This is a genomic window from Kitasatospora sp. NPDC127035 (assembly GCF_042726075.1).
Taxonomy (GTDB): Bacteria; Actinomycetota; Actinomycetes; order Streptomycetales; family Streptomycetaceae; genus Kitasatospora.
This window is the reverse complement of the sequence record NZ_JBHXDN010000006.1, coordinates 147,759-160,918: the sequence shown is the minus strand read 5'-3', so window position 1 is coordinate 160,918 and position 13,160 is coordinate 147,759. Positions and strand designations below refer to the sequence as shown.

Below are 13,160 nucleotides of genomic sequence, written 5' to 3'. Positions count from 1 at the left end.
AGGCACCCCATGCCCCTGCTCACCCCGCAGGCCGTATCGCTGGCCGGCCTGACCCCCACCTACGGCGCCGCCGCGGCGTCCACCACCGTCCCGTGTGGTGAGCGCGTCTTCTTGCACGTCAAGAACGCGGCCGGCTCCAGCATGACCGTCACCCTCACGTCGACGGCGAAGGTCCGCGGGCAGACCGCCGCCGACCTGGTTGTCACCGTCCCGGCGACCACCGGCGACAAACTGATCGGCCCGATCACGCCCGACCTCTTCGCCTCCCCGACGGACGGCACCTGCGCGGTCGCGTACTCGTCCACCACCTCCGTCACGGTCGCCGCGCTCCGCATCTGACCCCCGCCTGAACCTCAGCCCCGTGCCACCCGGCCGGGGCTTCTCTCATGCCCGAAGGAGGGCACCGTGGCTGACACGATCGTCGACGGCACGACCCGGGTGGCCTGGGTCGCGTCCATCGCCAACCCCGCCGCCCCGACAGTCGCCGAGCTCACCGGCGGCATCGACCTCACTCCCCGGATCACCCCCGACGGCCTCAAGGTGGACCCGTCCACCGCGGACGTCGACACCAGCTCCCTCGCGTCGAAGTTCGACACCAAGGAAGTCGGCCGGATCGGCTACGACAGCGAGCTGACCTTCAAGCGCGGGACCACTCCGATCGACGACATCGCCTACTCGACGCTGCGGTACGGCGTGCACGGCTACCTCGTCGTGCGCCGCAACTTGGCGTACGCGACCGCGTGGGCGGCCGGCCAGCAGGTCGAGGTGTACCTGATGGCCTGCGGAGAGCCCGCGAACATCCCGCCTGCCGCCAACGAGGTCGGCAAGTTCAAGTCGCCGATGAAGGTGACCGTGGAGCCCAACACGTATGTGACGGTCGCCTGATGGCCGCGCGCAAGACCGCCACGGCTGCCGACATCCTCGCCCGGGTGAGGCCCCGCACCGCGACCGTCACCCTGTACCTCGACGGCGAGGCGGGCGGCCGGATCACCCAGCTGGAGGGCCAGCTCGCTGACCTCGCGGGCTGGCAGCCGGAGTCGCTGGCCGAGGCGGACCCGCGCCGCACGATCGCCGAAGAGATCGCCGAGCTCCAGGACCGGATCCGCGACAGCGCCTGCGACTTCACCCTCCGGGCCCTGCCCGCGAAGGCGTGGTCCGACCTGCTCGTCCTGCACCCGGGCAGGCACGCCCAGGAGCTCTACAACCCGGTGACTCTGCCGGGTGCGCTGGTCCCGGCCTGCCTGGTCGAACCCGCCATGACGGCGGAGGAGTACGAGCAGCTGGCCGAGGTGCTGAACCAGGGCCAGCGCGACCAGCTGGAGCTGGCCGCCTGGCAGGTGAACAACGAGGCCACCAGCGTCCCTTTCTCGCTGGCCGCCTCCGCGCTTCGGGCCTCCACCGCCGAGAGGTAGAGGCCGCCCGCGCCTGGGGCGTTCCGCGGTCCGTCTTCCTGGGCCGGGCGCTACCGGGCCCGGGCGAGGCCTTGTGGACCGACGAAGACCGGGCGTGGGCGCTCGCCCTGCTCGCCGTCGAGGCGGAGACATGCTCCGGCTGCGGTCACTCGCTGGTCGACGGCCTCGACGGCGAACTCGAAGAGGGCTGGCGGGCCGAGGTGCTGCGCTGCCACGCGTGCGCGACCGCGGCCCGACACCTGGACGGCTGGCGGGACGCCGGCGCGGACACCCGAGGCGCCCAAGTGCGTGTGACCCGGAGGGAGGGCGAGCGTGGCTGACCGTACGGTGAACGTGCGCCTCGACCTCAACACCAGCGGGTTCCGGCGCGGGGCGACGCAGGCCGAGCAGGACACCCGGCGGATCGCGGCCGCGGCAACCGCCTCGGCCGACCAGACCGAGCGCTCTTTCAACAGCGCGTTCGGGGAGGCCGCGGCGGCGGCGACCGCTGCCCAGCGCAGCCAGCAGGCCGCGTTCGAGCGCACCGCGGCGGCGGCGGTCTCCGCCTCGCGGGTCACCACGGAGGCGAGCCAGGCCGCGGCGGTCGCCACCCAGCGCGTCGCCGCGTCGGCCGCCGACATCCCGGCGACGTTCACGGCGGCGGGCACGTCGGCGTCCCGCTCGCTCAGCGAGATCTCGACGAGCGCGGCCGGAGCCTCACAGGCCCTCGCCCGCACCGACGCCGCCGCGGTGAACCTCTCGACCGAGGCGTCCGCCGCGCTCAGCCGGCTGGCGGCGACGGCTCGGTCGTCCATGGGCGAGGTCGCCGCGGCCGCGCAGCCGGCGGCCTCTGCCACCCAGCGCGTCGCGGCCTCCGCCGCCGAGGTTCCGGCGACGTTCCGGGCGGCCGGCACTGCGGCCACGCGGTCGCTGAGCGAGATCTCGACCTCGGCGGTCGGAGCCTCACAGGCCCTCGGGCGCACAGGCACGGCAGCCGTGAACCTGTCGACGGAGGCGGCCTCCGCGCTCAGCCGACTCGGTGCGGCGTCCCGCGCCGCCATGGCCGAGACCGCGGCCTCCGCGCGGCCTGCTGCCACCGCTACCCAGAGCGTCGCCACGGCGGCCAGCGAGATCCCGCCGGCCTTCGCCGCGGCGTCCGCTGCCGCCACGGGTGCCCTCGCCCAGGTGACCGCGGCGGGGACCCGCTCCGCGATGGTCCTCGCGCAGACGTCCGTGGCCGTCACGGCCAGCAGCGTCGCGGCGAGCGGCAGTCTACTGGCGGCGAGCCAGCGTGCTGCCGCGGCTGCCGCCAGCATCCCGGCCGCGTTCGCGGCAGCGGGCGTCGCGGCGACCAGCGCGGTCACGCAGGTCACTGCGGCGAGCACCCGCTCCTCGCTGGCCCTCGCGCAGGTGTCTGCCACATCGACCGCCACGATCACGACCGCCACCGCGGGCCTCACCTTCGCCTCGCGGGCGGCGGTGGCAGAGGCTGCCGCGGCGATCGGCGTGGTGACGGCGGAGGCCACAGCCGCACAGGCCACGATGTTGGGTCGGTCTCGGGCGGCGACCACCGCCTGGTCCGCGTCCATGCGCGCTCAGGCGGCCGCCACTGGCGCCGCGATGGTCGGGTCTGCGGAGCGATCCGAGAACGCATGGAAGGCCGTGCGGATGGGCGGCATCGCGCTCGTCGCGGTGTTCGGCGCGGCTGTTGTGGCTGCCGCGCGCTTCGAACAGTCGATGAGCATCGTCGGGGCGGCGTCCGGCGCCACCGGCAAGGAGCTGGACGCCCTGAAGACGGCGGCGCTCGACGCTGGCAAGGCCACGGTGTTCTCCGCCCGGGAGGCGGCGGACGCCGAGGTCGAGCTGGCCCGGGCCGGTGTCTCGACGGCGGATATCGTCGGCGGCGCCCTGCGTGGTGCGCTCGACCTCGCCGCGTCCGGGCAGCTCTCGCTGTCGGAATCGGCTGTGATCGCTGCACAGGCGATGAACGCCTTCAACCTGCGTGGCGCGCAGGTCGGGCACATCGCGGACGTCATCTCGGCGGGCGCCGGAAAATCGGCAACAAACGTACACGACATGGGTTTTGCTTTCAGGATGGCCGCGTTGGTTGCCCAGCAGACCGGCCTGTCCTTGGAGGACACCGTCGGCACGCTGTCGCTCTTCGCGCAAAATGCGCTCACCGGGAGCGACGCCGGAACGTCGCTGAAAACGATGCTGCAACGTCTGACGCCTCAGAGTGCCGAATCGGCCGCCATGATGGCCCAACTCGGCTTCACCGCGTACGACGCGAAGGGCCAGTTCGTCGGCATCACCGAGCTGGCCCGACGGATGGCCAGTGCGTTCGGCGACCTGACCCCCGAGGCCCGCAACGCCGCGATGGGTGTGATCTTCGGCTCGGATGCCGTCCGAGCCGCGACCATCCTCTACAAGTCGGGCGAGCAGCAGGTCCGCGGGTGGATCGGGGCCGTCAACGACGAGGGGTTCGCCACCCGTACCGCTGCCCAGCAGACCAACAACCTGATCGGCGATTTGGAGCGGCTCAAGGGCACGCTGGAGACCGCGCTGATCGAATCCGGCTCCGGGGCCACCGCCGTGCTGCGCGACATGGTCAAGGGCATCACGGGCGTGATCGAGGCGTACAGCAGCCTGCCCGGCCCGGTGAAAGAGAGCGTCACCGCGGTGGCCGGCATCACCGGGATCCTGGCGCTCGCCGTCGGAGGGTTCGTCTTGGCCCTCCCGAGGATCGCTGCTTTCCGGGCCGCCCTGGTGGAGCTGGCCGTCACGATGCCCCGGCTCGCGGCAGCCGCGGCCTCGACGTCGTCGTTCCTGTTCGGCCCCTGGGGGCTGGCGGTCGGCGGTGCCGTCGCCGCAATGATGCTGTTCTCCAGCAGCCACAAGACGGCAAAGATCGACGTCGAGGGGCTCAGCGCGGCCGTCAAGCAGGACAGCGGCATCGTCGGCGAGAACACACGGGCGTACGCGGTCAATGCCCTGCAGAAGAGCGGCGCCATGTCGGCCGCCAAGGAGCTCGGCGTCAGCCTCAAGGACCTCACGGACGCGGCGCTCGGCAGCAAGGAGGCGTGGGTCGAGGTCCAGGCCCAGATCACCCGCGGGTCCGACGAGGTCTTCAAGGGCGGCAAGCGCATCGACGACTACGCCGGCAAGCTCAACCTGCTGAAGTCGTCTGTCGGCACGGTCAAGGGCGCTATCGCGGACGCCGCCACGGCAATGGCGCAGGAGGGCGAGGCCAGCGGCAAGGCGGCCGTCGGCACGAAGGCGCTCGGCGACCAGGCTGAAGACACCGCCGGCGACCTCAAGAAGACGGAGACCGCGGCCGACCAGCTGTCGAAGGTCCTCGCGGGGCTCAACGGGACGAACATCTCGGTCGCTCAGTCGGCGATCGCATTCCAGGGGGACCTCCAGTCCCTGCGCGACGCGGTCAAGGAGAACGGCCTCGCGCTCGACATCACCACGGAGAAGGGGCGAGCGGTCAAGGCTGCAGTGCTCGGCGCCGCCGAGGCGGCGACCGCGCACGCCAAGGCGGTCGCCGAGCAAACCGGTCAGGTCGACGCCGGGACGATCGCTTTCGGGCGGGACGTCGAGGCGCTCAAGGCGACCATGCGTCAGGCTGGCTTCACCCAGGAGCAGATTGACCAGCTGACGATCTCCTACGCCACCCTCCCGCCGGTCAAGGAGACCAGGGTCACCGACCCTGGCGCGATCCAGACCATCGCAGACCTGGAGGTGCTGCGGGACCGGCTCGCCGCGGTCCCGCCCGGCAAGAGCATCACGGTCAAGGCGCCGACAGGGGACGCACTTCAGGACCTGAGGGCCATCGGCTACGCGGTCGAGAAGCTCCCGGACGGCCAGGTCCGCGTGACCGTGCCGTCCGGCGACGCGTTCGACGGGACCCGGTCGATCCAGCAGGCCATCAACGGGATCCGCGGCCGGGCCATCGCCATCGATGTCGTGGCGAATTTCCCGGCCGGTCTGCACCGTGCGGGCGACCGGCCGAACGAGCAGGCCAACGGCTCCGTCATTCGGTACGCGAACGGCGGCGTGCGGGCGGCGGCCGACGGTCTGTCGACTCGGCAGGCGGGGATCTCCCGGCGTCCGATCCTGTGGGCGGAGGCGGGCCCGGAGGCGTACATCCCCCTGTCGCCCGGTCGCCGGGCCCGGTCGATGCAGCTGCTCGACGAGGTCGCCGGGATCTTCGGTCAGCAGCTGATCCCGGCCGGGCCGACCGCCCGGGACCTGATCCCGGCCCGGCAGATCGCCGGACCAGCCTCGGGCCCGAGCTACGACCACAGCCGCTCTACCACCATCCACCTGCACGGCGCCCGCCAGTCCAGCGAGGAGCAACTCGCCGACGTCGTGCGCCACATGGAGCACATCGGCTGAGAGGAGGTGGCGGTGGCCGGATATCCACCGGGCCTGGTCCTGGGCCGTCAGGTCACGCTCGGCGCCCTGCAGCTGGGCGTGGTCGACGGCGCCGGGGTCGCCTGGTCCGTCGGCAAGGACGGGCTGGGCGGCTGGGCCGGGCCCGCGACCCGCACGCAGTACTCGGACCGGCAGGCCGACCACGGCGTGTGGGCCGGGAGGACGTACCTGGGGGCGCGGGTCATCACGCTGGCGGGCACGATCACGGCGCCCGATCTGGCCGCGTTGGACGGGGCGGTCGAGCAGCTGCTCGATGCGGCGGCGATCACCGACACGACGCTCACCGTCGCCGAGACGATCCCCAAACAGGTGGTGGTGAGGCGGTCTGGGGAGCCCTTGGTCGCCTACGAGACGGACCGGGTCGCCCGGTACAGCGTGATGCTGACCGCCGAGGATCCGCGCCGGTACGCGACCGTCCTGCAGACCGGGACGGCGGGACTGCCGACGTCCTCGGGCGGGGTGACGCTGCCGATCACGTTGCCGCTCACCATCCCGGCGGGCAGCAGCGCCAGCACCATCACCCTCACCAACGCGGGGTCGATCGCGACCCGCCCTCTGCTCACCGTCGCCGGCCCGGCGCCCGGGTTCACCATCCTGACGCAGTACCCGGACGCGACCGTGCGCGCACTCACCTACTCGGACACCCTGCTCGCCGGAGAGGTCCTGACCATCGACACCGCCACGCACACCGTGACCCTCACCGGCGGGGTGTCACGCCGCCGGTACCTGTCCGGCCAGTGGCCGCAGATCGGCCCCCGCCAGTCCGTCACGGTCTCGTGGACCAGCCCCGCCTACGACCCCGCCGCGCTGCTGACCGCCTCGTGCCGGTCGGCCTGGATGTGAGGAGCCCCGCCCGTGCCCACTGATCCGCTCTGGCTCCCGACACTCGGCTACGACGAGGGCGAGTTCCGCCTGATGGACTCGCCCCTCCTCATGTCCGACGGCACCGCTCGCGGCTCCCGGCCCGGCGTCCGCCCCGGTGACCCCGGGTTCAACGTGACCCTCGCCGGGACCGCAGTCAACGTCTCCGCCGGAGTGGCCTCCCTCCACCGGTCCGGCCAGGGCGTCTACCGGGCCCAGCTGCCGGCCACCACCCCGGGCAACCTGACCGCGGCCGACGGCACGTACAGCCGCATCGACCTGGTCTACCTGCGCGTCTGGGACACCGCGGTCGACGCCTCAGGTTTCCGGAAGGCGGACACGGTCTACCTGGCGGGCACCCCCGGGTCGACGCCGTCGGCCCCGACCCCGGCCGGCACCCAGATCTGGATCACGCTGGCCACGATCACCGTGCCGCCCACCGGCTCGGGCGGCACCGGTGCGGCCACCGTCTCCACCGCCGCCCGGCAGTACACGGTGGCACCGGGCGGCGTGCTGCCGGTCAGCCTGGCCGCCGACATCGCGGCCCCGGGCTCGTACGTCGGCCAGGCTAGGTTCAACGTCGCCCGGCTGGTGCCGGAGTACTGGTCCGGGTCGGCGTGGGCCGCCCAGGGCGACTGGGCGGCCTACACGCCGGTCTGGACCGCGCCCGGCTCCAACCCCGTGATCGGCAACGGCACCCTCTTGGGGCGCTGGACGCGGATCGGGCGGACGATCATCTACAAGGGCCGGCTGGAGCCAGGCACCACGAGCACGGGCGGCGCCGGCACCTGGCAGATGTCCCTGCCGGTGGGCGCCGCGTCCGACAGCATCTTCACCGAGGGATCCTGCGCCTACATCAACACCGGCGACAACAGCTACCTCGGCGTCGCGGAGATCGCCAGCGGCGGCACCGTGCTCACCTTCAACGTCAAAACGGGCCTCAACAGCAGCTCGGCGGCGCTGGTCACCACGTCGTCACCAGTCACCGCCAGCCTCACCACCAGCCTCCGCTGGACCATCACCTACGAGGCCGCCACGTGACCGGTGACCCGGTCGAACTGGCGTGGTACGGCTGCGACCTGCTCACCGGCGCGATCGCCGAGGAGCTGCCGTCGCTGCAGCCGGGCGGCCCGATCGGCCGCCGCCTCGGCGCCTACACCTCGGCCGTCTTCGACCTCCACCTCGGCGGCGCGCCGGACGACTGGGAGGCGGCCACAGACCCCGGCCGCACGATGCTCGTCGCCGTCGACACAGCCACCGACCAGCCGACATGGTGCGGCATCACACTGGTGCGCGAAGGCGGCTCGGAGGACAGCGTGCGCCTCGCCGCCGCCACCCCCGAGGTCTACCTCGACCGCCGCTACCCGGGCGACTACACCGCCAGCGGCCTCGACCAGACATCGGTCATGGCCGCACTCTCGACCCCGGCACTGACCGGCGGCCCGCCCATCACCCTGGACACGGTGGCCTCCGGTACCGCGATCGACTACGCGGTCGTCGACGGCGACGACCGCGGGGTCCTGTCCTACCTGCAGGAGATCAGCGCCATGGCCGGCGGACCCGAGCTGACCGTGGACGCCCTGTGGGCCGACGCCGCCCACAGCCGCTTCAGCCTCGTCCTGCGACTCCGCCCCACCATCGGCGTCCAACTCAGCCAGCCCGAGGCCGTCTTCGACATGCCCGGCTGCGTCGCCTCCTACTCCCTCACCGAGTCCTACGAGCGCGGCCGCGGCGCCACCTCGGTCACCGCGCGCGGCGACCGGGCGCTCGGCGAGCGGGCCACCAGCACCGCCCACACCGCCTCCGAGCTCCTCGCGGCCGGGTGGCCGCTGTGGGAGCACCGATGGTCCCCGGGCCAGGGCATCACGGACGCCGACCAGCTGGAGCGGCACGCCGCCGAAGCGATCGCCCTGATGGGCACCGGCACCAGGGCGTGGGCTCTGCAGGCGGTCGCCGGCCGCGCGCCCCGGCTCGGCACCGCCTGGGGCCTGGGCGACAGCGTGCGCCTGAACATCGACTCCTCACCGAGGCACCCGGCCGGTGTCGACGTCGTCGCCCGCGCGTGGGGCTGGTCCCTCGATCCGGCCGCCGACCGACTCACCCCGATCATCCTGGAGGACGAGTGAGCAGCAGCATCCGAGACCAGCAGCTCCCGCGCGAGCCGTCGTGGCTGGCGCGCCGCATCGAGGAGGTGGCCGCGGCCCTCGACCACCTGCGGGCCCGCACCCCGGACTCGGCGGCCGCCGATGCCCTGCTGCCGCCGCTGGACGCGGACCTCTCCCGGTGGCCGCAGACCACCTCCACGACCTACACGCAGATCAGCCGCGCCTCCAACATCGCCTGGAAGCGGCGGCTTCGCCTCATGGTGGCGACGACCACGTCCGGCGGGTCGACCGGCACCGTCCGCGTGCTCATCAACAACGCCGTGTGGGCGACCGGCACCGCGGGCGCCACCCTCGACACCACCGCGCCCCTGCCCACCTCGGTCTCGATCGGCGACCAGTACCTGATCGCGATCGAGGCCGTCCGCACGTCCGGCACCGGGGCGGTCCACGCCCAGGTGCAGCTCATCCGCGCCACCGACTGAGGAGCCCCGTGCACACCGTCACCACCCTGCGCGCCGACACCCCGCAGCAGCTCGCCGAGCGCCTGGCGCCCCTCGCGGCGCAGGAGTTCATGGCCGGCCGGGCGGGCGCCCTGTCGTCCGCGTCGGCCGGACAGCCGCAGATCCACGGCGACCTGTGGTTGCTGGCGCTCGCCCGGCCGAGCCTCGACCCGGGCGAGTGGGTCGTCTATGCGATCACCTCGGCTGAGGACATCCCGGGTTGGCCGCACCAGACCGGCTACTACACGGGCGGTGTGCGGGACCCGCGCCAGATCGCCCAGGCCCTCGCCTCCGCCGGCCACCAGGTCGCGCTCCGCCGCTACAGCGGGCTCGCCGTGGCGTACACGGACCAGGACGTCCCGCTCACCTGACCACCCCGCCCCGCGCCAGACCGGCCGGGGCTTTCCCATGTCTGGAGGCCTGATGGCCTGGTTCCCCGGTGCGGAGAAGATGGAGCTCCAACCCGAGTCGGACGAGCAGCCGGCGATCGTGCCGACGCAGCTGATCTTTCACAGCATCGCGGCGCCGTGGACGCCACGGCGTACGTACCAGTACTGGCGGGACTCGACGAATCTGGAGTCGCACTTCGGGGTCGGCTACGACGGGTCGGTCGGTCAGTTCGTTGGCACCGAGACGAGGGCGGACGCGAACGCGGCGGCGAACCGGCGCGGCGACCGGACCGGCGCGGTGAGCGTCGAGACCGCTGCTGACAACGACAACAGCGACCCGTGGACGGATGCCCAGGTCGAGGCCCTGGTCCGGATCGGGGTGTGGATGCACCAGCAGCACGGCATCCCGCTCCGGATCTGCCGGACCCCGGACGACCCCGGCTACGGCTACCACCGGCTCCACCGGTCGTGGTCTACGTCCGGCACGGCGTGCCCGGGCGACGCCCGCGTAGCGCAGTTCCACGAGCGGGTGTTCCCCGCGATCGTGGCCCGCGCGACCGGGGCGACCGCCCCGCCCACCCCCAAGCCCACTCCCGAGGAGGACCCCTTGGCCAGCATCACCATCGGCGACATCGAGGCCGCCGTCCGGCGCCAGCTCGACGCGACCCGCGACCTCGACACCCACTCCGTCCTGTACTGGCTGCTCCAGTCCCTGAAGCCGGACCCGGCCGACCCGGGCGACCACCCGCTCCGCTGGGTCGTCGGGCCGCTCGGGCAGGCCCTGCGGTCGCTGCCGCAGACCACCCAGGACCAGGTGCGCGCCGCGGTCGAGCAGGCCCTCGCCGACGGCCTGGAGCTCAACGTCACCACGAAGGGGAACTGACGATGCGCGACTCCACACGCCGTACGATCCGTACCACCGTCCAGACTGGCCTCGGCATCGCGGCTGCGCTGCCGCTGATCGTCCAGGCATCCGGCATCCCCGAGGCAACGCCCGGTGTCGGCGTCGGCCTGGCCGTAGCCGCTGGCGTCACCAAGGTGATGTCCCTGCCCGCGGTCGACAAGCTGCTGCCGCGCTGGCTGCGCGCCGTGCCGGACCCCGACGACGACGCGCTCACCCGGGCGGTCCGCGAGTGACCAGCCCGGCCCCGGACCCTCTCACGACTATGGCGGTCGCCCTGGCAGAGCTACGCGGCGAGTTCAGCACCGGACTGGCGGAGATCAAGGGATCACTGGACCTGCTGAGACAGTCCGACCGTCACACGGGGCAGATGCTGGCCGATCATGGTGCCACCCTCACCGACCACGAGCGGCGCCTGGTCGACGCCGAGCGGGCCCGGGCCGCCGCCGAGGAGGTCCGGCAGTCGGACCGGCGGCGGGTGCAGGTGATGGCGGCGGTCGTCGGCATCGCCTCGGGGATCCTGACTGCTCTGGTCACTGCGCTGGCGATCATCCGCCCGTGAAGCACCGCGCCCCCGCCCTCCTTCGGGAGGGCGGGGGCGGTTCGTGCATTCCGGCGCGGCTGGACGGCGGGCTCGGCCATCATGACGCCATGGACGACGACATCCTCGCCCCACCGCCCGGGCACACCGCGCGCCTGGACCAGCTCGGCGCGCGGGCCCGGGACCTGCCGGCTGAAGTGCGTGCGCGGCTCGACGCGGCGGCCGAGCGGGCGCGGGATGCGCCGGGTCCTGAGACGGTGGCCGCCCTGTGGGAGGAACTTCGCGCGGCAGGCCTCGGCGAATAGCGGGTCAATGCTGGGGCGGCTGCCCCCCAGGACGCCGGCGGTCAGGCCGCCGCCGCTACCGCCCCGTCGCCAAGCGCCGTCTTCGCTGCCTCCAGCGACGCCTGCCACGTCTGCGCGTAGCATGCCTCCGCCTGGGCCTGGACCCAGATCGGGTGGGCGCGGAGGGCGAGCATCGCCTCCACGTATGCCGCCCGCGCCACGTCCACGTCCCCACCGGCCAGCCGCACCGTAGTCATCCCGCGGTCGGCCTCGACCACGGCGACGTGGAGGGGCAGCAGGTCATCGGGCAACGGCAGGGACTTGGGCATACCGCCATCGTAGGCGAGAGCACTGACAGGGCAGGTCAGCGGCTCACGCGGCGGCGGTCAGCGCCCTGGCGCGCTCCGCGAAGTCGGCCACCAGCCGACTCTTCCCGAAGGGCTCCATCCGCCGCTGGAGGTCGACCACGGCCTCGACGGCCCGGCTGCTCTTGACCTGGCTGGCGAGCGCGAGCGTCCGGAGGCCGGCGGCGTGCGCCTGCTCCAGGTCTCGTCGCTGGAGGTGGGTCGCGGCGAGTGCGGCCTGGGAAAGGGCGCCGCGGCGGGCGCGCTTCTGCTGGCGGGCGTGGTCGATGCTGAGGCGCGCGTGCTCGGCGGCGCCGTCGTGGTCGCCGGTGTCCCTGAGGGTCATGGCGTGCTCGCCGTGCAGGTAGGCGGGGTCGATGAAGAGCGCCCACTCGGGTTCGCGCTCGTGGTCGATGCTCTCGGCTGCGGCCTCGGAGTTGGTGACGGCCCGGGTGGCGCCAGTCTTGTCTCCGAGCGCGGCGAGCGCCCTGCCCTCCAGGGCCCAGAGGTCGGCGAGCGCGGCGGCGGAGGTTCCTCGCAGGCCCTGCCGTCCGGACTGGGCGAGCCGCAGCCCCTCGTCGGGGTGACCGAGGAGGGTCGCCTGGTCGGCCATGCCAGCCAGGACGTGCGCGCCGAGCGGCACGTTCCTCGACTCCTCAGCGAGGCGGAGGGACTGGATCAGGTAGCGCTGGGCGGTGCCGTGCTCGCCCGAGTCGTAGGCCATCCACCCGAGGAGGTACGTCTGTTCGGCGGCGGCTTCACACAGGGCCCGGCGGACGTCGTCGGGCTGCGGGCGCCTCAACAGCGGGTAGACGTGAATGTTCATGTACTGGGTGAGCAGGAGCCGGCCGCTGCCGCCGCCCTGGAAGATGTCCACGCGCTGGAACTCGGAGAACATGTTCCTGACGGCACTGACGTCCTCGAGCAGGACGCGGGGGCCAGGTTCGGGCTCCTGGTCAAGGACGTTGAGGAGCCAGTCCCGGGACGGTCCGGTGGCGGCGACGGCGGCGAACGGTGCGGCGGCAAGGAATCGGCGGCGGTCCACGTCTGCTCTCCCCAGGTCAGAGACGGTGTCCACCGTAACGACCCAGTCGCGGTTGTACAGCAGCGACCGGTCCTCGGCCGGGCTCTCACCGAGCCCGAGTTCGTGCGATGTGACCCGGTATCCGACCGTGGCTGAGACGACGTCGGCGATGATCCCCGGCAGCGGCCGGCGGGGGCGGTTGCCTGCGAGCCATCGCCGGACGGCGGTCGCATCAGGCGCCACCTGCGGGTGCCCGGCCTGCTGAGCTGCGGCTTTGACTCGCCGGGCGAACCCGGCGTTGCTCAGGCCTGTCCGGGCCAGCCACTCGGCGAGCCGCGCGTTCGGCGTCTTCGTCGTCTTCATGTCCCTGTCCTACCCTC

The 13,160-nt window shown here is 72.9% G+C and carries 16 protein-coding genes; 14 read left to right on the top strand and 2 right to left on the bottom strand.

Annotated features, from left to right (window positions below):
• The first annotated feature begins 9 nt into the window (after positions 1–9).
• The 14 genes from ACFWIC_RS05845 to ACFWIC_RS05780 all read left to right on the top strand — a co-directional run bounded on the left by ACFWIC_RS05845 (position 10) and on the right by ACFWIC_RS05780 (position 11,433).
• Complete coding sequence (locus ACFWIC_RS05845; protein ID WP_380516176.1) at positions 10–339, top strand: hypothetical protein; 330 nt, start codon at positions 10–12, stop codon at positions 337–339.
• A 66-nt stretch (positions 340–405) separates the two neighbouring features.
• On the top strand, positions 406–885 hold the full coding sequence (locus tag ACFWIC_RS05840; RefSeq protein ID WP_380516173.1) for a hypothetical protein: 480 nt from the start codon (positions 406–408) through the stop codon (positions 883–885).
• A complete protein-coding gene (locus ACFWIC_RS05835) occupies positions 885–1,412 on the top strand; it encodes a hypothetical protein (protein ID WP_380516170.1) in 528 nt (175 codons plus the stop codon). Before ACFWIC_RS05840 ends, ACFWIC_RS05835 begins: the two co-directional genes overlap by 1 nt.
• A gap of 71 nt (positions 1,413–1,483) precedes the next feature.
• The gene (locus ACFWIC_RS05830) at positions 1,484–1,732 is read left to right on the top strand and encodes a hypothetical protein (protein ID WP_380516167.1); all 249 of its coding nucleotides are present in this window, start codon (positions 1,484–1,486) and stop codon (positions 1,730–1,732) included.
• Positions 1,725–5,792 (top strand): phage tail tape measure protein, encoded by a 4,068-nt coding sequence (locus ACFWIC_RS05825; RefSeq protein WP_380516164.1) that lies wholly within the window; start codon positions 1,725–1,727, stop codon positions 5,790–5,792. Before ACFWIC_RS05830 ends, ACFWIC_RS05825 begins: the two co-directional genes overlap by 8 nt.
• A gap of 12 nt (positions 5,793–5,804) precedes the next feature.
• Positions 5,805–6,674 (top strand): hypothetical protein, encoded by an 870-nt coding sequence (locus tag ACFWIC_RS05820; protein WP_380516161.1) that lies wholly within the window; start codon positions 5,805–5,807, stop codon positions 6,672–6,674.
• Positions 6,675–6,686: 12 nt separating this feature from the next.
• Entirely contained in the window at positions 6,687–7,733 is a 1,047-nt protein-coding gene (locus tag ACFWIC_RS05815) for a hypothetical protein (protein ID WP_380516158.1), read from the top strand.
• The gene (locus ACFWIC_RS05810) at positions 7,730–8,818 is read left to right on the top strand and encodes a hypothetical protein (RefSeq protein WP_380516155.1); all 1,089 of its coding nucleotides are present in this window, start codon (positions 7,730–7,732) and stop codon (positions 8,816–8,818) included. The genes ACFWIC_RS05815 and ACFWIC_RS05810 overlap by 4 nt, the downstream gene beginning before the upstream one ends.
• Complete coding sequence (locus tag ACFWIC_RS05805) at positions 8,815–9,279, top strand: hypothetical protein (protein ID WP_380516153.1); 465 nt, start codon at positions 8,815–8,817, stop codon at positions 9,277–9,279. The genes ACFWIC_RS05810 and ACFWIC_RS05805 overlap by 4 nt, the downstream gene beginning before the upstream one ends.
• A gap of 8 nt (positions 9,280–9,287) precedes the next feature.
• Entirely contained in the window at positions 9,288–9,668 is a 381-nt protein-coding gene (locus tag ACFWIC_RS05800) for a hypothetical protein (RefSeq protein WP_380516150.1), read from the top strand.
• A gap of 52 nt (positions 9,669–9,720) precedes the next feature.
• Positions 9,721–10,569, top strand: coding sequence for an N-acetylmuramoyl-L-alanine amidase (locus tag ACFWIC_RS05795; RefSeq protein WP_380516147.1), 849 nt, complete (start codon positions 9,721–9,723; stop codon positions 10,567–10,569).
• Between the two features lie 2 nt (positions 10,570–10,571).
• Positions 10,572–10,823, top strand: coding sequence for a hypothetical protein (locus tag ACFWIC_RS05790; RefSeq protein WP_380354614.1), 252 nt, complete (start codon positions 10,572–10,574; stop codon positions 10,821–10,823).
• 29 nt (positions 10,824–10,852) lie between these two features.
• The gene (locus ACFWIC_RS05785; RefSeq protein WP_380516144.1) at positions 10,853–11,149 is read left to right on the top strand and encodes a hypothetical protein; all 297 of its coding nucleotides are present in this window, start codon (positions 10,853–10,855) and stop codon (positions 11,147–11,149) included.
• Between the two features lie 89 nt (positions 11,150–11,238).
• Complete coding sequence (locus ACFWIC_RS05780; protein ID WP_380516142.1) at positions 11,239–11,433, top strand: hypothetical protein; 195 nt, start codon at positions 11,239–11,241, stop codon at positions 11,431–11,433.
• 41 nt (positions 11,434–11,474) lie between these two features.
• Here the strand turns inward: ACFWIC_RS05780 and ACFWIC_RS05775 are convergent, their stop codons facing one another.
• Together ACFWIC_RS05775 and ACFWIC_RS05770 are read right to left on the bottom strand one after the other, a co-directional pair.
• On the bottom strand, positions 11,475–11,741 hold the full coding sequence (locus ACFWIC_RS05775; RefSeq protein ID WP_380516139.1) for a hypothetical protein: 267 nt from the start codon (positions 11,739–11,741) through the stop codon (positions 11,475–11,477).
• 43 nt (positions 11,742–11,784) lie between these two features.
• A complete protein-coding gene (locus tag ACFWIC_RS05770; RefSeq protein WP_380516136.1) occupies positions 11,785–13,143 on the bottom strand; it encodes a transcriptional regulator in 1,359 nt (452 codons plus the stop codon).
• Between the last annotated feature and the right edge of the window lie 17 nt (positions 13,144–13,160).

Bases quoted from the DNA above. Each gene is read 5' to 3' on its own strand.
- ACFWIC_RS05845 (WP_380516176.1), top strand. From the start codon at position 10: ATGCCCCTGCTCACCCCGCAGGCCGTATCGCTGGCCGGCCTGACCCCC.
- ACFWIC_RS05835 (WP_380516170.1), top strand. From the start codon at position 885: ATGGCCGCGCGCAAGACCGCCACGGCTGCCGACATCCTCGCCCGGGTG.
- ACFWIC_RS05795 (WP_380516147.1), top strand. From the start codon at position 9,721: ATGGCCTGGTTCCCCGGTGCGGAGAAGATGGAGCTCCAACCCGAGTCG.
- ACFWIC_RS05790 (WP_380354614.1), top strand. From the start codon at position 10,572: ATGCGCGACTCCACACGCCGTACGATCCGTACCACCGTCCAGACTGGC.
- ACFWIC_RS05785 (WP_380516144.1), top strand. From the start codon at position 10,853: ATGGCGGTCGCCCTGGCAGAGCTACGCGGCGAGTTCAGCACCGGACTG.
- ACFWIC_RS05780 (WP_380516142.1), top strand. From the start codon at position 11,239: ATGGACGACGACATCCTCGCCCCACCGCCCGGGCACACCGCGCGCCTG.
- ACFWIC_RS05775 (WP_380516139.1), bottom strand. From the start codon at position 11,741: ATGCCCAAGTCCCTGCCGTTGCCCGATGACCTGCTGCCCCTCCACGTC.
- ACFWIC_RS05770 (WP_380516136.1), bottom strand. From the start codon at position 13,143: ATGAAGACGACGAAGACGCCGAACGCGCGGCTCGCCGAGTGGCTGGCC.